Here is a 21,987-nt window from a genome sequence, read left to right as displayed (position 1 = left end):
TTTACCCTTGGTCGATAAAAGAATTTCAAAGAACGAAGGACGATAGTCATGAGAAATCCCGACCTTGCCCAAACCCATCTTGGCAAATGCATTCTGGCCGGTCAGGGCAGGATGAAGGCCGATCTGGTCCTGCGCGATGTCGGATTGCTTGACGTCATTACCGGCAAAGTAACTGAAACCGACATTGCCATTGTCGGCGACCGGATTGTCGGAACCCACGCCAAATACGAAGGCGATCGCGAAATTGACTGTACTGGCAAATTCGCCGTTCCGGGCTTTATTGACACACACCTGCATATAGAAAGCTCGCTCGTCACCCCGCTTGAATTTGATCGCTGCGTCTTACCGCACGGTGTGACCACCGTCCTGTGTGATCCCCATGAAATTGCCAATGTTCTGGGCGCAGACGGGATCAGATACTTTCTAGATTGCGCCGAACGGTCCGTGATGGATATCCGCGTCAATCTGTCTTCTTGTGTTCCTGCCACCGGCTTTGAAACATCGGGGGCGCAGCTTGAAATTAATGATCTTCTGTCATTCCGAAGCCATCCCAAGGTCGTTGGTCTGGCAGAAATGATGAATTATCCCGGTGTGCTGAACCTTGATCCCGGCATCATGGCAAAACTTGAAGCCTTTCAGGATGGGCATATCGATGGACATGCGCCATTGGTACAGGGCACGGCACTAAACGGTTATATGGCGGCAGGAATTCGCACCGATCACGAGGCAACATCCGCCGCCGAAGCGCACGAAAAGCTTGCCAAGGGCATGGCGATCCTGATCCGCGAAGGATCGGTTTCCAAGGATCTTGAGGCACTGGCCGAAATCCTTGATGAAAACACTTCAAGCTTCGTTGCACTGTGCACGGACGACCGCAATCCGCTTGATATCGGCGAAGAAGGTCATCTTGATAGCCTTATTGGAAGATTAATCGGTCATTTAAAAGCACGTAATTGCCCAATCCATCATGTCTATCGCGCGGCATCGCATTCGGCGGCCCGCATTTTCGGCCTGCGTGATCGCGGACTGATCGGGCCCGGTTGGCGGGCAGATATCGCGATCCTTGATGATCTGGAAACCTGTGCGGTCAGCGACGTGATTGCAGGTGGTCGTTTGGTCACCAACGGTCTGTTTGACGCCCGCAAAACCGTTGCACCGATTGGTTTGACATCGATGAAGGCCAAACCGGTCAACGCCGAGGCATTCATGGCCGCGCCCAAACCGGGCCAGAATCAGACCCCGGTGATCAGGATCAAACCCGGCCTGATTCTGACTTTTCGGGATGAAGCCACACTTGAAATTGGTGAAAACGGTCTGAAACCCGATCTTGAAAACGATGTGATCAAGGTGGCCGTCATCGAACGCCACGGCAAGAATGGCAATATAGGACGCAGTTTCGTCCGTGGTTTTGGTCTGAAGCGCGGGGCAATTGCATCCTCGGTCGGGCATGACAGCCACAATATTACCGTGGTCGGTACCAATGACGCGGATATGGCGGCCGCCGTCAATCGCCTGATCGAAATGGGTGGTGGCTTTGCCGTTGCAGATGGCGGCAGGATCACGGCCGAATTGGCGTTACCGGTCGCCGGACTAATGAGCACGGAACCGTTCGAGGTCGTCGAAAAGGACCTGATCACGTTGCGCGCGGCTGCCAAGGATCTTGGCTGTGTCCTGCCCGAGCCGTTCCTTCAGGTCGCCTTCCTGGCCTTGCCGGTAATCCCGCATCTGAAAATGACCGACAAAGGCCTGTTTGACGTCGACAAGTTCGACTTTGTCTGACCTTTCGGCACCTTTAGCCTGTTCTAATGGATGGGTTTTTATCCTAGTGCGCAATCCCACATACCAATCTTCAACCCGGAAAAGAAATATCTGATTCTGGGAATTGACGATGGGGTAAACAGGTGAAGATCAGGCTGCAAATAGGTGTGACCACCGCGTTCACAGCAATCGCCGTATTCATGATTGGGATCACTGTTGCCATTCTTTACCAAAGTAATCACCGGCTTGCATTGGAAACAGCGCGATCCGAGATGACTGCCGCGCGGGAGAATACGGTTGAAAACCTGATAAATGTGATCATCCCGGTCGGGCAAGTGGTTGAAACAACCGTTGATTTTATCAAAGCCTTCCCGGAAGCCATAACCGAACCGCGTAGCGGGGCTGTCATGGCAAGCCAGATCAAACCCTATTCCTATATTTACGGTTTGTTCTTTGGCCTTGAGGATCAGGGGCAATTTTATCAGGTCGTACAAGTCCCTGGCGGCGTTGCGGAATTTGGTCCCAACCAGAGCCCGTTACCCGCAAATACCAAAATTATCTATCGCACAATCGACGGCCCGACCAACGATATGATTGAAACGTTCCTGTATCAGTCATCTTGGGGAACGGTTACAGGGCGCGAACTGATCAACGTTGAATATGATCCCAGAACCCGCCCTTGGTACGAAGGTGCGCGTAAGCAAGACGAGATTTTCGTAAGCAATTTCTACATTTTTAATAGCACCGGAAAACCGGGGGTTACCTTTGCCAAACGGGTTTCCGATGCCGACGGAAAACTGTTGGGTGTTGTCGGCGCGGACCTGACAATGGACAAGATTACAAACATCCTGAACGACATCCGGATAGGCAATGAAGGCCGTGTCTTTCTGCTTGATAGGGAAGATGGTGTCATTGCCTATAGCGGAACACGTGACGATGCCACCGATCTAAAATTTACCGAAGCAGGCGATCGTAAAATTGATGATCCCATTGTCGAAAGGGCGATTACGCAGTGGGTAAAAAGTCGGGAGACTTTCTTTGATTTCACCGGGACCAAAGATGGGCGTAGATATCTGGCATCCGCAGCCCCCATTCCCGAATTGTTTGGTATTTCCCCGACACTTGGCTTCATCGTACCCGAAGATGAATTTGTCGGTGTCATTAAGGAAACCACCCAAAACGTTTTGCAGATTGCAGCAATCATCATCGTCGTTACCGTTATTCTGATCGTTATCATGTCGCGCATGCTGAGCCGCCAGCTTAATGCCGTAGCTTTGGAGGCCGAAAAAGTCGGCCATTTCGATCTTGAAGGCGACTTTCAGATGTCGTCCCATATTTACGAAGTCAGCGCACTGGCCAATGCAGTCTCAAATATGAAAGTCAGCCTGAAAAGCTTTGGCTCTTACGTGCCTGTTGATCTGGTGAAATCGATTGTTGCCTCTGGCCACCCGGTCGAGATCGGAGGTACGTCGCGCGAACTGTCAATCATGTTTACCGATATCGAGGGCTTTACCGGCAAGACCGAAAGCTATGCGCCAACGATATTGATGCTTGAACTTTCAAACTATTTCGCGGCCATGGAGAAGGAAATCACCGCCAATGGCAACGGCACGATCGACAAATATATCGGTGATGCGATCATGGCGTTCTGGAATGCTCCTACAACGGACCCGGATCACACCATTCATGCCTGCCGAGCAGCCCTGGCATGCAGGCATGCCGGACGGAAGTTGAACTCGGTTTCCAGCCGATCGGAACTATTTCCCCTGCGCACCCGGTTCGGCCTGCATTGCGATCAGGTGGTTGTTGGCAATGTCGGGTCAGAAAGCCGCATTCAATATACTGCATTGGGTGCGGCGGTTAATCTTGCCTCCCGGATCGAGGGGCTGAACAAAGTTTATGGCACCCGCATTCTCGTCAGCGGCACCATGACCCGAAAAGCAGGAGAAAATTTCCTGTTTCGTTTTGTGGATCGCGTTTCCCCGGTTGGCACAACCCTTCCAGTCGATATTTTTGAGCTGTTGGGCGAAAAAGACGAAGCAAATAGTGACCTCTCTGCCACCAAAGAGCAATATGACGAGGTTTCCAGGTGGAACGCATGCATGACGCTTTATCGAAACCGCAACTGGCAAGAGTCTCTGGAAGCCTTTAATGCCCTGAAAACACAGGCAAGCGCGGACAAACTTGTTTCGATCTATATGAAACGTTGCCGGCATTTCATAAAGTCGCCACCGCCGAGTGATTGGGATGGCGTTTCCCATATCGAAACCAAATAAACCTTCAGCTAAGTGGCCCGATCCAGCCAAATGCAAGATACGGATATATTTGCGGCCATTGCGTAGCCGGTTAAACTGGCTTTTCGGCGGCATTATTGCTAAATAACCACCCAATGGAAATGCATCGATACCTGCAGGAAAGGAGCTTTGCATGCGCAAGGCCCGCGTAGAGCGCAATACCAACGAAACACAGATCATGGTCGAGCTTAATCTTGACGGGACAGGCATCTATGATGTCGAGACCGGGGTTGGCTTCCTTGATCACATGCTCGAACAGCTTTCACGCCATAGCCTGATGGACCTTAAAGTCCGGGCCAAGGGCGACCTGCATATCGATTTCCATCACACCACCGAGGATACCGGTATCGCCATTGGTCAGGCCTTCTCGCAGGCACTGGGCGACAAAAAGGGCATCAATCGTTACGGCAGCTGCCTGCTTCCGATGGACGAGGCACTGACCCGTGTCGCACTGGATTGTTCAAACCGCCCCTATCTGATCTGGAATGTCGAATTTACCCGCGACAAACTTGGCGATATGGACACCGAACTGTTCCGCGAATGGTTCCAGGGCTTTGCCCAGACCGCAGGTCTGACGCTGCATATCGAAAACCTATATGGCGATAACAACCATCATATCGTCGAAAGTGCCTTTAAGGCGCTGGCGCGGTCCCTGCGCAGTGCGATCGAAATTGATCCGCGCAAGTCCGATGCCATTCCCTCGACCAAGGGCGTTCTTGGCGGGTCGCTTTAACCCGCCAGATGCCCTGATCTGATCCGAATGACCGGGTGATGTATCACCCGGAACAGGAAGCCGGTTTTCGATGAAGGTTTACACAGTTCATACCCATCCCGGCGATGCCGATCCGATGGAAAATGCGATCCTGATCCGCGAAGGTTTCAATTTCTGGGCCTTCGTTTTTAGCGGTATCTGGGCGCTGTATCACCGTTTGTGGGCCGCTTTTTTCGGCCTGATCGGCGTATCGCTGATTTGCAATCTGCTGACCTATGTGTTCGATGGGGGTCCGGAAATGGATTTTGCCCTAGCCCTTGCGACCGGTATCGGTTTTGGCCTGATTGCCAATGACTTGCGACGCAAAAAGCTTTCGGCCGGTGGCTGGAAACTCGTCGAGATTGTCGCAGGCCCCAACGAAAATGCAGCCGAACATCGTTTCTTTGATCGCCTGCGTGGCGGACGCGCTGTACACGATACCCTGCAAAATGCTGCGCCCACCCCCTTATCCGGGAGCACCCCCTACCCATGAGTGTTGCGATTATCGATTACGGTTCAGGCAACCTGAGATCTGCTGCCAAAGCGTTTGAACGCGCGGCACGCGAAACCGACATTTCCACCGATATCATTGTCACCGATGATCCGGAAAAGGTCCGCAATGCCAGCCATCTCGTCCTGCCCGGTGTTGGCGCCTATGCTGATTGCCGTGCCGGACTTGATGCCGTTACCGGTATGGTCGAAGTTCTGAACGAACAGGTCATCAAGGGCGGAAAGCCATTCTTTGGCATTTGTGTCGGCATGCAGTTGATGTCATCCGTCGGGCGTGAATTTGCCGATACTCAGGGTCTTGACTGGATCAAGGGCGAGGTGATTGCGATTGAACCCGCCGACCCGTCGCTTAAAATCCCGCATATGGGTTGGAACGAGCTGGTGCTTGATCCGTCGGGTAGGAAACATGCCGTGTTGTCGGGTGTTTCGGATGGCGATCACGCCTATTTTGTACACAGCTATCACATGCATGTGCAAAACCCGGACGAGCGTCTGGCATCGGTCGAATATGGCGGGGCGCTGACCGCAATGATCGGGCGCGACAACCTGATCGGTACCCAGTTCCATCCGGAAAAAAGCCAGAAAACAGGACTTACCATCATTGGTAACTTCCTGGGATGGAAACCATGACCGCACCCAGCAATACGATCGAACCCGGTGTGACCGCCGAACGCGTTACGGAACTGAGCGCCGGCGACCTTTCCGACATCGTTGATGCCTGTACTCAGGCAATCATCGAAGGCGGCGGTTTTGGCTGGTTAACGCCCCCGGACCGTCCGGATATGGAAAAATACTGGCGCGGTGTTTTACTGATGCCGGGGCGTCATTTGTTTGTCTCGCGCGTTGACGGCGTGATTTCTGGCGCGGCCCAGCTGCTTGAAACGCCTTCCAACCTTGAGGCACAGCGGCATTCGGCCCAGATCACCGGCCATTTCGTAGCCCCGTGGGCACGTGGACGCGGCAATGGCAAGGCCATCGTGCGCAGCATCGAATATTATGCGCGCGAACGGGGCTATTCTGTTTTGAAACTAGACCTTCGTGAAACCCAGACTGCTGCTATCGCACTTTATAACGGGCTGGGTTATGTCCGTTGGGGCATCAACCCCTATTACGCGATGGTCGACGGCAAAATGGTCGAAGGTTACTACTACACCAAGAAAATACAGGACACTGACCAGTGAATCTCTATCCGGCAATCGACCTTAAAGATGGCGCCTGCGTTCGCCTGCTGCGCGGTGATATGGACAAGGCCACCGTATTCAACAACGATCCCGGCGCTCAGGCCGGTGAATTTGTCGCTGCGGGTTGCCATTGGGTCCATATCGTCGACCTGAACGGCGCCTTTGCCGGTGAACCGGTCAATGGCGCGGCCGTGGACAGCATTCTTGCCGCAGTCGCAGGCAAGGCCAAAACCCAGCTTGGCGGCGGTATCCGCACAATGGAAACGGTTGATTACTGGCTTAACAAGGGCATCACCCGTGTAATCCTTGGGACTGTCGCCCTGCGTAATCCCGATTTTGTCAAGCAAGCCTGCGCAAAATGGCCTGGCCGGATTGCGGTTGGCATTGACGCACGCGATGGCTATGTCGCGGTTGAAGGCTGGGCCGAAACATCCGAAGTCACCGCGCTTGAGCTCGCCCAGAAATTTGAGGATTGTGGTGTTACCGCGATCATCTTTACCGATATTGACCGCGATGGTGCAATGGGTGGCCCGAATATCGAAAGCACGGTAGCCCTTGCCAGCGCGATTTCGACACCGGTAATCGTATCGGGCGGTGTTTCATCGCTGGATGATCTGATTGCAGTTGCCAAACATACCAATGCCGGGATCGACGGCGCGATTTCCGGACGCGCACTTTATGACGGCCGTATCGACCTGGCCGACGCTATCAAGGCATTGTCCTGAACGGACCCAAACAGGATAACCGACCATGTTGAAAACCCGTGTCATACCCTGTCTCGATGTCAAGGACGGACGCGTCGTCAAAGGGGTCAATTTCGTCGACCTGATCGATGCCGGCGATCCGGTGGAACAAGCCCGCATTTATGACGCCGAAGGCGCTGACGAGCTTTGTTTCCTTGATATCACCGCCTCAAGCGACAATCGCGATACCATTTTCGACGTTGTCGCTCGCACGGCAGAAGCCTGCTTTATGCCCGTCACCGTTGGTGGTGGTGTGCGATCACTAGAAGACATTCGCAAGCTTCTTCTGGCCGGGGCGGATAAGGTTTCAATCAACACGGCCGCGGTCAATAACCCCGATTTCGTGCGCGAAGCCGCGCGCAAGTTCGGGTCGCAATGCATTGTGGTCTCGATTGATGCCAAATCGACCGGCCCGGAAAAGTTTGAAATCTTCACCCATGGCGGCCGTAAGCCAACTGGGATCGATGCTGTTTCGTTTGCAAAACAAATGACCGAATATGGTGCAGGCGAACTTCTTGTGACCTCAATGGATCGCGATGGCACCAAGTCAGGCTTTAACCTACCACTGACGCGATCAATTGCGGACGCTGTTCATGTTCCGGTGATTGCATCGGGCGGAGTCGGAACGCTGAACCACATGGTCGAAGGCGTAACCGAAGGTCACGCTTCCGCAGTTCTGGCTGCATCAATCTTCCATTTCGGGACCTATCGCATTCGCGAGGTCAAGGACCACATGAAAGCCGCCGGTATCCCGGTCCGCGAGGGGTGATTATGACCGACCAGCATATCCTTGATCAGCTTTACACTGTAGTTTCCGAACGCAAGGGCGCAGATCCCGAAACCAGCTATACCGCCAAACTTTTTGCCAAAGGCACGGCCAAAATCGCCCAGAAAGTTGGCGAAGAAGGCGTTGAAACCGTGATCGCGGCCCTTGCCGAAACACCCCAAAAAGTAGCATCCGAAAGTGCCGATCTGCTCTATCACCTGACCGTGCTTTGGGCCGATCAGGGGGTAAAGCCGGAAGACGTATGGAACATTCTGGCCGAACGTCAAGGTATTTCCGGTATTGCCGAAAAGGCATCCCGCACAGACAAATAGGGTCATATCCCGTCAAGATCAGGAGCATATCGATGGCCGTCTCTGCCTATGATCCGCAAAACATCTTTGCCAAAATTCTTCGTGGTGAAATCCCGTGCACCAAGGTCTATGAAGACGACCATGTGCTGGCCTTCAATGACATTGCGCCGCAGGCCCCAACCCATATCCTTGTGATCCCGAAGGGTGCCTATACCAGTTATGACGACTTTGCCACCAATGCATCGGATGCGGAAATCATCGCATATACCCGCGCCATCGGCAAAATCTCGGCCGCAGCAGGCGTTGTCGAGGACGGTTACCGCCTGATCGCCAATACCCGCGATCATGGCCGTCAGGACGTCCCGCATCTGCATGTCCATATCATTGGCGGCAAGAAGCTGGGCCTGATGTTGCCAAAAGACCAAGGTTAACGCCCGCAAAACCAGAATTCAGGGCAGGGCAGCCACGGCGTCCCTGCCTTTTTGCTTTACCGGAATGCTATGATCCAAGCTGTCGCATCTGCCGCCACGATTTTCCAAAGCCTGCCGGGTGACTGGACGCTTGTGCGCGATCTTGGCTACACGGGAAAGTTCAGGGGCAATGCCACCTTCCACCTGGGAGAACCGGAGAAGCCAGGTTTTCTGCGCTATCGCGAGGAAGGGATTCTCGAACGCAGCGACGGCAAACAGTTTGACGGTTACCGCGAATATGACTTCGTCCTGCATGAAGACCCGCCCGCGATCGAGCTTCTGTTTCGTGATCCGTTAAGCTTCGGCAATCGCTATGTGTTGCTGCAATTTGGCGAAGATGCCAATGACGGCCTGTGTGCGCGTGATATTCATCCCTGTGGCGATGATTTCTATCATCATTGCATGATCTGGCATGACGAAAATCATTTCGAAACTAAAATTAAAATCACAGGCCCGAAGAAAGACCATCTGTTGCACAGCATTTATCGCCGTGGGCAATAGAACCAAGTTTCTACATTTTACTTTTTATTTCAAATATTTGCATAGCAACCGGCACCTGTATCAACAGATGCCTCCCGCAAAATCCAGTCCCGAAATGCCGCAACTTCCGGGCTATCAAGGCGGTTTTCAGGTGTAATCAGATAATAGGCACCTGCACTTTCAAGCTTTGCATCACAAACAATTTCCAAACTGCCATCAGCCAAAGGCCCTTCGATCAAGACATGCGGCAAAAGTGCTAACCCAAGGCCGGCCTTTGCTGCCTCGATCAGCATAAAGAAATGCTCGAACCCCGGCCCAGGCGTACCTGCCATCGCAACGCCATTGGCCAGTGCCCAATCATGCCATGCCTTCGGGCGCGTGGTATGCACAAGCCGCGGATAATGGGCAATCAGACCATCCGGATCATTGGAATCATTGGTCCAGACATATCCCGGTTTGGCGACAACCACCTGAATTTCATCAAGAATTTTGTCAGACCTCACACCCGGCCAACTGCCATCCCCGAAATAAAGACCGACATCCAAAAGCCTGTCTGCCAAGACGGGACTGCGTTCCGGGGTCGCGAAATTCAGCGCCAATGTCTCGATCACCGGGCGGATGTCGGGATTTTCATTTTGAAACCGGTATAATATTGGAATCAGCCACGAACTGGCAATCGTATGAAGGGCGCCAATCAACAACCGACGTTCCCCAACGCCATGGGTCACCAGATCAAGGGTGGCTGCCTCAATCTCGTCGAGTGCCCGGCGCAAGCTGGGAAGATAGGCGCGGCCTGTTTCGCGTAAGCTTAGCTTCGGGCCGTTGCGATCAAACAGCACCATGCCAAGGCTGGCTTCCAAATTTGCCACCTGCTGGCTGATCGCGCCGGGGGTCACGGAAAGCTCGTCAGCGGCCCGCGCAAAGCTGCCCAGTCGGGCTGCTGCCTCGAAGGCACGCAGGGCATTTAACGGCGGTGTAGCCGGACGAAGCGCCATAACAATAGATTTCCTGTTGATAGATGCAGAACTTCTGATTTTGCCCGCTGCATTATGCTGATTTAGACTGGTTCCAACAACAAAGCATTAGATAAACTTTACGAGGTTGCCATGTCACCACCCCCGTTCCATCTGGCATTTCCGATCAAATCGATTGCCGATACCCGTGCGTTTTACATTGATATCCTTGGCTGCGACGAAGGCCGTTCGACCGAGGCGTGGATTGATTTCGATTTCTTTGGTCATCAGCTTTCCGCCCATGTTCGTCCCGAAGCCGGACAAAATGCCGGTGCCGGCAATGTCGATGGTGATGCCGTGCCAATCCCGCATTTCGGCGCGGTTCTGGAATGGGAGAAATGGCATGATCTGGCGGATCGCCTGAAAGCAGCCGGGGTCAAGTTCCTGCTGGAACCGAAAATCCGATTTAAGGATGAGCCCGGCGAACAGGGGACTTTCTTTGTCGCAGACCCGGCTGGCAATGGCCTTGAATTCAAGACATTCCGTGATCCGGCGATGATTTTTGCCCATTGATCCGTATTCCGGGCACAGATAACCCGGCTTCAGATTTGTGCCCGGAACGCTTTGCCCTGCAATGCGTTATATGATCAGGTAGTATGAGCAATGCCGGTTCTGATCGGTATCCTCGACACCCCGAAACCATCGACCCGTTTTACCAGTCCGTCAGGAGAATTTCCCATGTCCGCCGCCAGTTCCGACAATTCCACCCGCACGAACCCCAACATCCTGATTGCGGCGGCGGGTGAGGATGATCGCTGGAAAGAGGCTATGGTCACCCGTCTGCCGGACGCAAACATCGTCACCCAGCATGAAAATTACGATCCCGCAACGATTTATTTTGCCCTGTTGTGGAAACAGCCGCAGGGGCTGCTTAAAAGCCTGACCAACCTTCAGGCGATCTTCTCGCTTGGTGCAGGTGTGGATCATGTGCTTTCAACCCCCAGTCTTCCGGCGGATGTGCCGGTCATTCGGCTTGAAAATGCCGGTATGGCCGATCAGATGGTGCAATATCATCTGTATGCCGCCCTGCATTTTATGCGTGATTTCGATATTTACGCGCGCCAGCAAGCCAAAGCCGACTGGACTCAACATGATGTTGCCCGTATTTCCAAATGTCGGGTTGGCGTGATGGGGCTGGGTGCACTTGGCGCTGCGGTTGCCACTGCATTGACACAGCTTGGCTTTGCCGTATCCGGCTGGAGCCGAACGATGAAGGCTATTGACGGCATAACAACCTATGCCGGAACGGAAACCCTGCACGAGTTCCTGTCGCAATCCGAGATCCTGATCTGCATGTTGCCGCGCACCGCCGAAACCGAAGGCGTTCTCAACAGCAACACCCTGTCGCAGCTACCCAAAGATGCCGTCGTCATCAACGCCGCACGTGGGGCAATGATTGTCGAGGCTGATTTGCTCCGCCTGCTTGACACCGGACATCTGCGCGGGGCGTTCCTTGATGTGGCAATCACCGAACCACTACCTGAAAGTCATCCGTTCTGGGATCATCCGAAAATCCGCATCACACCGCATATTGCGGCGGCCACCCGGATCGAGGAATCCGTCGATCAGATCGCCGAAAATATTGATCGCATCACCCGCGGCGAAACCCCACGCGGCCTTGTTGATCGTAAAACAGGATATTAAGCAGCTCCCTTGATGAAGGGAGGTAGAATGGACAGGCATAGCTAACCATTCTGCCTGCCAACGTTATTCACCTCGACCGCAATCAGCTTGCCATAAGTCCTTCGACCCCATTGGCAAAAAGCTGCCCCAGCCAGTCGGTAAATACCCGAACCCGTGGTGAAAGTTGCCTGTTCTGCGGATAAAGTACTGATACCGGCATCGGTTCGGGCGGATATTGCGGCAGGATTTCCACCAGCCGACCAGCTTTCAGATCAGCCTCCGCCCGGTAATGCGGGACCTGAATGATGCCGAGCCCGGCAATGGCCGCAGCCATATATAAATCCGCCCCGGTCACTGAAATATTGGCTGGGATTTCGACCTGTCGCACAAGACCGTCAATAGTGAAATCAAGCGGCATCGGCTTGGCATCCGCACCAGAAAGGAAGGAAACAACCCGGTGCCCTTGGCGTTCAAAATCCTCAATCCGTTCCGGCATGCCATATTTTTCAAGATAGCCGGGGCTTGCCACCGTGACCTCAGGCATTGTTGCCAAACGACGTCCGATCATGGATGAATCGACCAATTCCCCACTGCGCAACACGCAGTCATATCCTTCATGAACCAGATCGACATAGCGGTCACCATCGGCCACCACAAGCGTGATATCGGGATATTCATCCATGAATCCGGGCAGGGCCGGAATAACAAACATCCGGGCCAGCGTACCCTGAAGATTGACGCGCAAAAGCCCTTTAGGCGCACACGGTCGAAAAAGACTGTCGGCTTCCTCCAGTTCGCCCAGTATCCGGATACAGCGCTTGTAATAAGCTTCGCCGTCCAGGGTTGGTCGAACCTGTCTAGTGGTGCGGTTCAGGAGCCGCGTTCCCAGCCGTTCTTCAAGGCGCTGAATGGTATTGGTCATGGTGGCGCGTGGGATCTGAAGATCCGTCGCAGCCTTGGTAAAGCTGCTGCGCTCGACAATGCGAACGAAATTCCGCATCTCCTCGAACCGGTCCATCGTATTTCCAATTGTTGTAGATAATCGAACAGTATTGTCGATTATGGCGTAATTATCCCAAATGTCATCCGGTTCATACTCCGCCCATCGAAATTGGTTCATCACCAAATAGGAGAATCCAAGATGACAAACGCAAATGAAACCAGAACTGCCATTATCACCGGTGCCGCACGTGGCATTGGTGTCGCCCTTGCCAAACGCCTGGCACAGGATGGCTTTGCCGTTGTTATCAACTATGCGAACAGCGCCTCAAGCGCGGACGCCCTGACTGACGAACTTACGGCAAACGGCCATCAGGCGATGGCAATCAAGGCCGACATCACCAATGCCGATGCCGTCAAACAGATGTTCGATCACGCCGAGACCCGTTTTGGCGGGGTAGATGTCATTGTCAATAATGCCGGTGTCATGACAACACAGCCAATCTCGGAAATGAGTGACGCGGTTTATGACGCGATGATGGATACAAATGTACGCGGTACCTTCAATATGCTGCGCGAAAGCGCCAAGCGCCTGCGCAATGACGGTCGAGTAATCAACTTTTCAACCACGGCCCTGCATCTGAAATTGCCGGGTTATGCGGTTTACAACGCAACCAAGGCAGCGGTCGAAGCGATGACAGGTGTTTATGCCAAAGAACTGCGCGGTCGCAACATCACGGTAAATGCCGTCGCCCCCGGCCCGGTTGCAACCGAACTGTTCCTGAACGGCAAGACAGATGAACAGATCGCGCAGTTTTCAAAAATGCCACCGATTGAACGCCTTGGTCAGCCCGAAGATATTGCCGGTGTCGTTTCCTTCCTGGCCGGACCTGATTCGGGCTGGGTCAATGGGCAAACCTTGCGTGCCAATGGCGGACTGGCTTAATCCCCCCCCCGGCCAACCTGCCATAACAGGAAGCGCGACGTTCTATCGCGCTTCTTTTTACAATTTATTTGACTAAGTCCAATATTTAATAGACAAAGTCATATAAAATGGCTTTGTCATTGCAGGATCAGGTCATGAACTTAGACGAAATCGACAATATTCGGGCGTTTAACCGCTTTTATACCCGCCAGATCGGCCTTCTCAGCAAAGGCTTGCATAAAAGCGAATTCTCCCTGACGGAGGCCCGGGTTCTGTTCGAGCTTAGTGCTGGCGGCCCGCAAATTGTCGGCAAACTTGCCACTATACTGGGCCTTGATCCCGCCTATCTCAGCCGGATTCTCACACGCTTTAAAAAGATCGACCTAATCACGTTGCGTGCTGATTCCAATGATCGCCGTATGCGGATTGCCGAACTTACCGACAGCGGCAAAATGATCTATGCGACGCTCGAAGATGCTTCGCGCCGGGACATCGCCGGATTAATCGGCGCGCTTCCCCAAAACCAGCATGATGAACTGCGAATGGCAATGCAAACCATACAAACCCTGCTTTCCCCGAAGAGCTCAGCGTTGTCAGATGCCACTCGTTACCCTGTGATCATCCGGGATCATCGTGCCGGCGATCTTGGCTGGATCGTGCATCGCCATGGTGCGCTTTATACTGCCGAGTATAACTGGGACACAACATTCGAAGGCATGGTTGCCGAAATTGCCGCCGGTTTCCTTGCGAAACATGATTCGGCCTGTGAAGGTTGCTGGATCGCTGAACACAAAGCCCGCATCGCCGGTTCGATCATGCTGGTCCGGCAAAGCGATACAGTTGCCAGGCTGAGATTACTTTATGTCGAACCTGAAGCTCGTGGCATGGGTATCGGTGGTCATCTGGTCGATCACTGTATCGTCTTTGCCCGACGTGCCGGATACAAACAGATCACGCTTTGGACCAATGCCAACCTGCATGCCGCCCGCCATATCTATGAAAAAGCGGGTTTTGTTCTGACCAGCGAAGAACCACACCACAGTTTCGGCCATGATCTCGTCGGCCAGACCTGGCTACTCGACCTCTAAGCAGCAGTTCCTCTGAACGCGCTCGCGACCAGTAGGCAAAATCAATCTTTTCCATCATCATGCCATCCCGCAAAAGAGGATGCTTTGATGACCGATATTACCTTCCGCTATGCCAATCGCGAAGACCTACCTGCCATCGTCGCCCTGTTGGCTGATGACGAAAAGGGCAAAACCCGCGAGGAGCTGCGCGATCCCCTGCCAGATAGATATTATGCGGCGTTCGATGCCATGCAAAGCCAAAGCACCGAAGCCCTTCCCAACAAATATCTTCTGGCGTGTCGCGGTAACGACGTTGTCGGTTGCCTGCAACTGACCCTGATTGCCGGGCTTTCCCGCAAAGGCCGTCTGCGCGCCCAGATCGAAGGTGTACGGGTATCGTCAAAATGCCGCGGTCAGAAAGTAGGCGAAAAATTGATCATCAAATCCGTTTCGAGCTCGCAATCACTTGGCGCATCGCTTGTGCAATTCACCACCGACAAAACCCGCAAGGATGCCCATCGCTTCTACGAACGACTTGGTTTTGTTGCCAGCCACGAAGGCATGAAAAAGGAAATCTGAGGTTTTCTGCCATAGTGATGGCAATATTTCCCTGCCTTATCGTGCTATGCTCGTAATCTCGGAAACACCAGCAAACGGAGCTTAAGACATGAACCTCTCCGAACTGCAGGAAATTGCCACACTAAAGGGCTTCACCCACCATTTCAGTGCGACCGGAAACAATGTCACCTGCGATGGCAAGGAAGTCAGCTATTCCGCCAATGATCTGACCATTATCGATAGCCGATCCGTCGATAGCGGCACTGATCCGGGAGATGACGCCACGCTTTATATGATAGAGGCCCGCGACGGTACACGTGGCACCCTGATCGTGCCCAGCAGCTTTTATACCGAGCATAACAAGGCAGAACTTATCGACCATCTGCGCAGTCAGTCCCGATAGAATCGGAACAGTCGCATCGCTTCCGCGTTTCAGGAACAGGTATTCCGTAACCAGCAGGAGAGACGACAATGACTTTGGCCGAACTTCAGGAAAATGCCATCCGTCATGGCTTTTCACATCATTTTGTCTACGAGGCAGGCGGGGTGCGCTGCGATGGCTGCGGTCCGGTTTATGCTGCGGCCGATCTGAAAATCGTTCACAGCAACAGTGTCGATGCCGGGACCGATCCGGGGGATGACGCCACCCTTTACATGATAGAGGCCCACGACGGTACCAAGGGCATGATGATCATTCCGTCAAGTTTCCATGCCGATCCCGACAAGGCCCAGCTGATCGACGATCTGCGCAGAAACACCCACTGACAGCCCCACAAAAAGAACACAAACCCGCACCTGTAACGACATGATGGGGATCGATATTTCGTGACAACACGTTGCACTGCACATCTTCCCATCCCCATATAGTGCACCAGTCGGGGAAATATCGTCATTCGTGGTCAGTACAGGGAACCGCCATGTCAGATCTTTTGCCGTTCTTCCGGGCCTGGGTAGCCGATCCCAGACGCGTTTCGGCCATATCGCCTTCCAGCCCGGCTCTGGCAGAAATGATTACGTCTGAAATTTCCCCCACGACCGGACCGGTATTGGAGCTTGGACCGGGAACCGGTGTTTTTACTCGGGCGCTGATTGCGCGCGGTCTTGATGAAGGCGAACTGACCCTGATTGAAGCCGGGGCAGAATTCGCGCGCCTTCTGGCAGATCGCTATCCGCGCGCCCGTGTTTTTCACACTGATGCCACCCGGCTTGCCCGCAGCGATTTGTATCCTGAGCACGGCCTTGGTGCCGCTATCAGCGGACTACCTTTACTGTCGATGCGCCCGCGTCAGGTGATGGGAGTATTGAACGGTGCATTCCGTTATCTCGGACCCGATGGGGCATTTTATCAGTTTACCTATGGCCCGCGCTGCCCGGTACCCATCGCCATTATGAACCGGATGGGTCTTAAATCCGTTCGAATTGGCACCATTGTTCGTAATGTGCCACCATCGTCGGTTTATCGTATTTCACGCATTTCCTGATTATCGCCGATACACCATATGCCGATAGCCAAGAGCTTCCGCAATATGGCTACGCTTGACGCCATCCATACCTGCCAGGTCGGCAATTGTGCGTGCAACGCGCAAAACACGATGATACCCGCGTGCCGAAAGTCTCATCTGACGCGCGGCATCCTGCAAAAGACCACGACCATCAGTATCAAGTGCCGCAGCTGCCTGCAGCACTTCACCATCTGCCTCGGCATTGGTTGAAATATGGTCATTTTTATATCGTAATGACTGAACAGCACGCGCGGCCAGAACCCGATCCCGGACGGTTTGCGTCGTCTCCCCACCTGAGGGAAGGTCAAGTTCCTCAGGCCGGACTGCCGGAACGTCGATCTGAATGTCAAAGCGATCCAGCAACGGCCCTGATATTCGCGCCTGATAATCCTCGCCACAGCGCGGTGCCCGCGTACAGGCAAGGTCATTGTCACCCAGATATCCGCACCGGCAAGGGTTCATCGCCGCGACCAGCTGAACGCGCGCGGGGTAAGTCACGTGCGCATTGGCACGTGCCACAGATACCTGCCCGGTTTCAAGTGGTTGCCGCAACGCATCCAGCACATTGCGCTGAAATTCCGGTAATTCATCCAAAAACAGCACACCATGATGCGCCAGCGAAATTTCGCCCGGACGCACGCGATGACCACCGTGTGAAATTCTGTAAAATATGGGATTAACAGGTATGAACAAAAACAGAGACATATGGGGCGACTGGCTCTCTAAATATGAGACTGAGCAGGAAAATCTGAGATTCTCGGAAAATTTCAGCCCAGGCGAGCAGATGTTCGACCAGATCACCGACTTCATGCAGGAGACATACGGCACACGGGAAATCCGCCCCGGAATAAGGTCCGTAACCGGGCTGGCGAAAGTTGCACCAGACATCCCCCAGATACCTTTTGAATCCACATTGGAGAGAGACTTCGTTTTTCTGACGGCAGGTCGGCCCGGTGTCAGAGTTATCGAATCCCAGCCGGTCACCATTCGCTATTACGATGAGTATCAGAAGGAGGCTGTTTATACCCCTGACTATCTTGTGGTTTATCAATCCTCCGGATCAGCTCGTTCAAGTCGCCCCCTGGTTACCCTGCTCGTCGAAGTCAAATACCTCTCCGATCTAACTGGTTCAGAAAGACCTAAACTTTTCTCCAAGTTTGGCCATGCCCGACGCTGGGCGAATCTCAGGGGATGGAAGTTTGCTGTCTTCACGGAAAACGAAATCAGGACTTCAGAACTGCAACGGACCAAAATGCTTACCCCATATCGGTTCGAACCAACTCTTGATCGGCTGCAGTTCGAGATTGATTTGTTGATTCAATCACGTAGAGCCGTCACGATCAGTGAGATACTTGCGACAGACTTTCCAGGTTATGACGAGACACTGGTTCGCAGAGAGCTCTTGCGGATGCTTGCCACCAATCAGGTGTATTCCGACCCCTTCGAACCGATTCACGAACAAACACTTGTCAAAACATGGTATGTTTCGGACTCGATATGAAAAGAATAGCGGAGAAATCTGCGGATGGAAGAACCATCTCGAACGAAGGTAACCGGTGATATTGCTCGTGCCATTGATGATGAGGAATGGCAAAAAGCAATTAGAAGGCGTCAGGTTATTGAGGATTGGCTTAGCACAGACTCCAAAACGCGTGAGCTCGCTGCCAGCTACGCCGATCAACTGGGATGCCCCGTTTCAACCTTTTATCGATGGGTAAGCAAGTTCAAGGAAAGTCGGCAGACATCCTCGCTCGTGCTTGGACGTGATCGAGGGAACAAAACACCTCGACGCATAGACCCGCAAAAAGAAAAAATCATCGCCGAGGTCATTTCTTCCGATTACCTCACCAAGGAAAAGAAAAAGCCCAGCAAAATTGTTCAGGAAGTGCGCCGGAGGTGTTTTGCAGCGGGTATTTCACCGCCAGCATCGAATACGATCAGGGCAAGAATCAATGATGTTCCAGCCTTTGTCGCAACAGAGAAAAGATATTCGAAGCGCGAAGCCCAGCTCAAGCATTTGCCTCTCAAGGGTTCTTTGCCTGGCGCCGACAGGCCACTGGATATTATCCAGATCGATCATACCAAATCCGACCTGTTTCTTTTAGATCCGCAATATCGAGAAATCATCGACCGGGCCTGGATCACGTCTGCCGTCGACAGCTACAGCCGAGCGTGCCTTGCGCTTTACATTTCCTTTGGAGCCCCCAGCACTTTATCAACCGCGCTTTGTTTGACCCAAGCCGTTCTTCCGAAAGCAGGCTGGCTAAGAGAACTGGGCATTTCAGGCGATTGGCCTATGCAAGGTTTGCCCAATCGTATTCTCGTTGATAACGGTCGTGATTTTCACAGTCACGCGTTCAAAAGAGGTTGCGATGAATATGGCATAACACTTGATTATCGCCCTGTGAAACGACCTAACTTTGGCGGCACTATTGAACGTTTTCTTGGCACGTTAGTCTCACAGCTGCATGGCGTACCTGGCACCACTTTTTCCAATACGCAAATTCGTGGTGAATATGATTCGCGCAAACATGCCTGTCTTACCCTGAAAGAGCTTGAACGATATCTGGTGACATTCATCGTCGATGTTTACCATCAACGAGTTCACAGTGGTATCAACATGCCGCCGGCGGCCAAATTTGAACAGGGCTTGGGTCATGTCGGTACAGGCAAGCTTCGACAACATGTCAGAATGCCGGAAGACGAACAGACATTTTTGATCAATTTTCTGCCGACCATTCCAAGAACAGTCCAACGCTATGGCGTCCGGATCGACAACATAACCTATTATTCCGATATTCTGTCGCAGTTGCTTGAGGATGGGGATAAGCGCCAGTTCGAAATCCGTCGCGATCCACGCGATATTTCAAAAGTGTATCTTTGGCATCCTGATGACCGGCAATACTATGTCTTGCCATACCGCGATATCAGCCAACCACCCATGACTTTATGGGAGCTTCGTTACCTTAACAGGCGTCTTCGCAAGCAGGGGGCTGATTTGGTTGACGAAGATCGCGTTTTTGCCGGGTTGTCGGAAATGCGCTCCCAGGTTTCCGAAGCTCAGAAGAAAACCCGGGACCAGAGGCGTTTGAGTAAACTCGACAAAAAACAACATGCATCAGCACCACTGCTGCCAAAACCGGCACGTCAAACCCCTTCATTACCCGCGGAAGATAATATCGATTTCGATGAAGAGTTCGATCCATCTCTGATTGAAACGGAGATCAAGCTCAGATGACAAAGCATCTCCACCCTGAGGCCCTTCGTTATGTGAATGCTGATCCCAACGCCAAACTTCACTGGATCAGATCACGAAAGTGGCTGTCCTACGATCTGGGCACCAAAGCGCTTGATGAGATCGAGATGATCCTCAACCACCCTCCGACACATCGAATTCCCTCGATGCTCCTTATCGGGCAAACAAACAACGGAAAAACCATGATCCTGGAGGAAGCGATCCAGCGTCATCCTCCGGAACGCAATCCCGTTGAAGAAGCAGACCGGATCCCCTTATTATTTCTCACCATGCCCCCGGGACCCGAGCTTCGACGATTTTACACGCTGCTGCTCAATCATATCGGCGCTGTCTTTAAGCCGAGCGATACCTTGTCACGCCTCGAAACCCAAGTGCTTACTCTGCTGAGAGCTGTTGGAACCCGCGCCATTGTAATCGATGAACTGCACAACATTCTCGGTGGCCGGTTCAGCGACCAAAGACAATTTCTCAATATGCTGCGCTTTTTGAGTAATGAACTGCGGATTTCGATCATTGCCGCGGGCACAAAGAATGCGGTTCGCGTCGTTCAAAGCGACGACCAGCTGGCCAACCGTTTCAAGCTTTTTTCGTTACCGGAATGGCGTGATGGCAGGGATTACCGGAAATTTCTGTTCCTTCTGGAAGCAACCCTGCCATTTCCGGAATCGTCAGATTTGTATAAATCGGATATTGCCAAAACAATTCTGACTGTGTCGGAAAGAACGATCGGCGAAATGATCATGTTTGTTTCCGAGGCGGCAACCATCGCCATTCAGGAAAACGCTCTCGCACTAAATGCCGAACATTTCCAGCGCGCCAATTACGTCTCCCCATCCAGACGTGCAGCCAATGCGCAGGAGATTGTGGGGTAACGATGCTGCCAAAACTTCTCCCTGTCAGGACAAGACCAAAACCGGGGGAGAGTTTGTCAAGCTGGCTGGCTCGAACAGCATATGAGAATGGCATTTATCTTCAGACCTTCTGTCACCTTGTCTGGTATCGAAAGCCAATATGGAATCGTGACACTGATCGAACAGGTGATTTTGAAATTCTTCGCCATCTCGCATCTTTGACAGCGACATCTCCGACGCAGGCATTGCAAACGATCATTCGGCACTATGAGGGTATTGTCTTTCGGCACTATCTAGTATCGGGCACACAACGACATGTCACATCTCTGGGTGTTTACCACCGAACGCGCCGGGGATACGGTCAAACTTATTGTCCTCTCTGTCTTCTGGAGGAGGGGTACTTCAAGCTCAAATGGCGCTTTTCATTTATCACTGCTTGTTCCCGACACGACCAGCGCCTTTGGGATCGCTGCTGGCAATGTGGTACTCCTATCTGTATTCATCGTGGTAAATGGATGCATTGCGATGCTTGCCAAGCGGATCTGAGGCATGCGCCGCACCTGAAACGCGACAGCCGGGCAGTAGAGCTTCAGAAGCGGCTGGAGGGCGCTTTGGAAAACAAGCTCTTCTGGGATGTCCCTGTCAGAACGTCACTGGATTTCTTTGACCTTATCCATGATTGCACAAGAGCGTTGGGAACAAGGTATGAACGAAACAAGGCGTTCCGGACTGCGATATGTGAGCTTGCTGGTGGAAGCCCTGACTGGATTTTCCCAACAGAATATTATCCCCAAATGGAAACCATGGAATGCCTGTATCGTCATCAGCTAATGGCCTTTGCCGCAAGGATTCTGGCCAACTGGCCCTGGACATTCATTGCTTGTGCGACCCGAGCGGATTTCTCGACGGGGTATATTTTTCGCGATTGGAAACCAACAAGTTCTGAATTTCGGAGAGTTGCAGAAACCTTCCTTGCCTATAAAACCTGA

Annotated in this window: 25 protein-coding genes and 1 pseudogene; 23 read left to right on the top strand and 3 right to left on the bottom strand. The window is 52.8% G+C overall.

Going from position 1 to position 21,987, the window contains the following annotated elements; translation table 11 throughout:
• The first annotated feature begins 48 nt into the window (after positions 1–48).
• The 11 genes from ade (at position 49) to TH5_RS04385 (ending at position 9,285) form a co-directional block, all read left to right on the top strand.
• A complete protein-coding gene (gene ade / locus TH5_RS04435; RefSeq protein ID WP_114120853.1) occupies positions 49–1,779 on the top strand; it encodes an adenine deaminase in 1,731 nt (576 codons plus the stop codon).
• A 251-nt stretch (positions 1,780–2,030) separates the two neighbouring features.
• A complete protein-coding gene (locus TH5_RS04430; protein ID WP_167443465.1) occupies positions 2,031–4,034 on the top strand; it encodes an adenylate/guanylate cyclase domain-containing protein in 2,004 nt (667 codons plus the stop codon).
• 151 nt (positions 4,035–4,185) lie between these two features.
• Positions 4,186–4,785 (top strand): imidazoleglycerol-phosphate dehydratase HisB, encoded by a 600-nt coding sequence (hisB, locus tag TH5_RS04425; protein WP_114120851.1) that lies wholly within the window; start codon positions 4,186–4,188, stop codon positions 4,783–4,785.
• 70 nt (positions 4,786–4,855) lie between these two features.
• Positions 4,856–5,296: a DUF2628 domain-containing protein gene (locus TH5_RS04420; RefSeq protein WP_114120850.1), complete on the top strand. Its 441-nt coding sequence runs from the start codon at positions 4,856–4,858 to the stop codon at positions 5,294–5,296.
• Positions 5,293–5,943 (top strand): imidazole glycerol phosphate synthase subunit HisH, encoded by a 651-nt coding sequence (gene hisH, locus TH5_RS04415; protein WP_114120849.1) that lies wholly within the window; start codon positions 5,293–5,295, stop codon positions 5,941–5,943. The genes TH5_RS04420 and hisH overlap by 4 nt, the downstream gene beginning before the upstream one ends.
• Entirely contained in the window at positions 5,940–6,494 is a 555-nt protein-coding gene (locus TH5_RS04410; protein ID WP_114120916.1) for a GNAT family N-acetyltransferase, read from the top strand. The genes hisH and TH5_RS04410 overlap by 4 nt, the downstream gene beginning before the upstream one ends.
• Positions 6,491–7,219: a 1-(5-phosphoribosyl)-5-[(5-phosphoribosylamino)methylideneamino]imidazole-4-carboxamide isomerase gene (gene hisA / locus TH5_RS04405; protein WP_114120848.1), complete on the top strand. Its 729-nt coding sequence runs from the start codon at positions 6,491–6,493 to the stop codon at positions 7,217–7,219. The genes TH5_RS04410 and hisA overlap by 4 nt, the downstream gene beginning before the upstream one ends.
• 25 nt (positions 7,220–7,244) lie before the next feature.
• Positions 7,245–8,006 (top strand): imidazole glycerol phosphate synthase subunit HisF, encoded by a 762-nt coding sequence (hisF, locus tag TH5_RS04400; RefSeq protein ID WP_114120847.1) that lies wholly within the window; start codon positions 7,245–7,247, stop codon positions 8,004–8,006.
• 2 nt (positions 8,007–8,008) lie between these two features.
• A complete protein-coding gene (locus TH5_RS04395; RefSeq protein WP_114120846.1) occupies positions 8,009–8,335 on the top strand; it encodes a phosphoribosyl-ATP diphosphatase in 327 nt (108 codons plus the stop codon).
• Positions 8,336–8,367: 32 nt separating this feature from the next.
• The gene (locus TH5_RS04390) at positions 8,368–8,745 is read left to right on the top strand and encodes a histidine triad nucleotide-binding protein (protein WP_114120845.1); all 378 of its coding nucleotides are present in this window, start codon (positions 8,368–8,370) and stop codon (positions 8,743–8,745) included.
• 69 nt (positions 8,746–8,814) lie between these two features.
• Complete coding sequence (locus TH5_RS04385) at positions 8,815–9,285, top strand: DUF6314 family protein (protein WP_114120844.1); 471 nt, start codon at positions 8,815–8,817, stop codon at positions 9,283–9,285.
• 29 nt (positions 9,286–9,314) lie between these two features.
• On the opposite strand, the gene TH5_RS04380 is transcribed toward TH5_RS04385, so the two are convergent.
• Complete coding sequence (locus TH5_RS04380; protein ID WP_114120843.1) at positions 9,315–10,259, bottom strand: LysR substrate-binding domain-containing protein; 945 nt, start codon at positions 10,257–10,259, stop codon at positions 9,315–9,317.
• Positions 10,260–10,370: 111 nt separating this feature from the next.
• On the opposite strand from TH5_RS04380, the gene TH5_RS04375 reads away from it, so the two are divergent.
• On the top strand, positions 10,371–10,790 hold the full coding sequence (locus tag TH5_RS04375) for a VOC family protein (RefSeq protein WP_114120842.1): 420 nt from the start codon (positions 10,371–10,373) through the stop codon (positions 10,788–10,790).
• A gap of 165 nt (positions 10,791–10,955) precedes the next feature.
• The gene (locus tag TH5_RS04370) at positions 10,956–11,921 is read left to right on the top strand and encodes a 2-hydroxyacid dehydrogenase (protein ID WP_244204814.1); all 966 of its coding nucleotides are present in this window, start codon (positions 10,956–10,958) and stop codon (positions 11,919–11,921) included.
• An 82-nt stretch (positions 11,922–12,003) separates the two neighbouring features.
• Here TH5_RS04370 and TH5_RS04365 read toward each other — a convergent pair whose 3' ends face one another.
• Positions 12,004–12,918, bottom strand: coding sequence for a LysR family transcriptional regulator (locus TH5_RS04365; protein ID WP_114120840.1), 915 nt, complete (start codon positions 12,916–12,918; stop codon positions 12,004–12,006).
• A gap of 123 nt (positions 12,919–13,041) precedes the next feature.
• Between TH5_RS04365 and TH5_RS04360 the strand changes: the two genes are divergently transcribed.
• The 6 genes from TH5_RS04360 to TH5_RS04335 all read left to right on the top strand — a co-directional run bounded on the left by TH5_RS04360 (position 13,042) and on the right by TH5_RS04335 (position 16,870).
• Complete coding sequence (locus tag TH5_RS04360) at positions 13,042–13,785, top strand: SDR family oxidoreductase (RefSeq protein WP_114120839.1); 744 nt, start codon at positions 13,042–13,044, stop codon at positions 13,783–13,785.
• A gap of 134 nt (positions 13,786–13,919) precedes the next feature.
• Positions 13,920–14,852, top strand: a complete 933-nt coding sequence (locus tag TH5_RS04355; protein ID WP_114120915.1) for a bifunctional helix-turn-helix transcriptional regulator/GNAT family N-acetyltransferase — start codon at positions 13,920–13,922, stop codon at positions 14,850–14,852.
• An 87-nt stretch (positions 14,853–14,939) separates the two neighbouring features.
• Positions 14,940–15,410 (top strand): GNAT family N-acetyltransferase, encoded by a 471-nt coding sequence (locus tag TH5_RS04350; RefSeq protein WP_114120838.1) that lies wholly within the window; start codon positions 14,940–14,942, stop codon positions 15,408–15,410.
• Positions 15,411–15,498: 88 nt separating this feature from the next.
• The gene (locus TH5_RS04345; RefSeq protein WP_114120837.1) at positions 15,499–15,792 is read left to right on the top strand and encodes a phosphoribosylpyrophosphate synthetase; all 294 of its coding nucleotides are present in this window, start codon (positions 15,499–15,501) and stop codon (positions 15,790–15,792) included.
• A gap of 68 nt (positions 15,793–15,860) precedes the next feature.
• On the top strand, positions 15,861–16,154 hold the full coding sequence (locus TH5_RS04340; RefSeq protein ID WP_114120836.1) for a phosphoribosylpyrophosphate synthetase: 294 nt from the start codon (positions 15,861–15,863) through the stop codon (positions 16,152–16,154).
• A gap of 152 nt (positions 16,155–16,306) precedes the next feature.
• A complete protein-coding gene (locus TH5_RS04335) occupies positions 16,307–16,870 on the top strand; it encodes a class I SAM-dependent methyltransferase (protein ID WP_114120835.1) in 564 nt (187 codons plus the stop codon).
• Here TH5_RS04335 and TH5_RS04330 read toward each other — a convergent pair.
• A pseudogene (locus TH5_RS04330) lies at positions 16,871–17,542 on the bottom strand (ATP-binding protein); the annotation flags it as partial.
• Positions 17,543–17,576: 34 nt separating this feature from the next.
• Here TH5_RS04330 and TH5_RS04325 point away from each other — a divergent pair.
• The 4 genes from TH5_RS04325 to TH5_RS04310 are packed head-to-tail and all read left to right on the top strand — an operon-like array spanning position 17,577 to position 21,987.
• Positions 17,577–18,392, top strand: coding sequence for a TnsA endonuclease N-terminal domain-containing protein (locus tag TH5_RS04325; RefSeq protein ID WP_167443463.1), 816 nt, complete (start codon positions 17,577–17,579; stop codon positions 18,390–18,392).
• Between the two features lie 24 nt (positions 18,393–18,416).
• Positions 18,417–20,129, top strand: coding sequence for a Mu transposase C-terminal domain-containing protein (locus TH5_RS04320; protein WP_114120834.1), 1,713 nt, complete (start codon positions 18,417–18,419; stop codon positions 20,127–20,129).
• Entirely contained in the window at positions 20,126–21,019 is an 894-nt protein-coding gene (locus tag TH5_RS04315; RefSeq protein ID WP_114120833.1) for a TniB family NTP-binding protein, read from the top strand. The genes TH5_RS04320 and TH5_RS04315 overlap by 4 nt, the downstream gene beginning before the upstream one ends.
• Before the next feature lie 2 nt (positions 21,020–21,021).
• On the top strand, positions 21,022–21,987 hold the full coding sequence (locus TH5_RS04310; protein WP_114120832.1) for a TniQ family protein: 966 nt from the start codon (positions 21,022–21,024) through the stop codon (positions 21,985–21,987).

Source organism: Thalassospira xianhensis MCCC 1A02616 (genome assembly GCF_003326475.1).
Taxonomy (GTDB): domain Bacteria; phylum Pseudomonadota; class Alphaproteobacteria; order Rhodospirillales; family Thalassospiraceae; genus Thalassospira; species Thalassospira xianhensis.
Note: the sequence above shows the minus strand (reverse complement) of the source record. Positions and strands in the feature narration are given on the sequence as shown.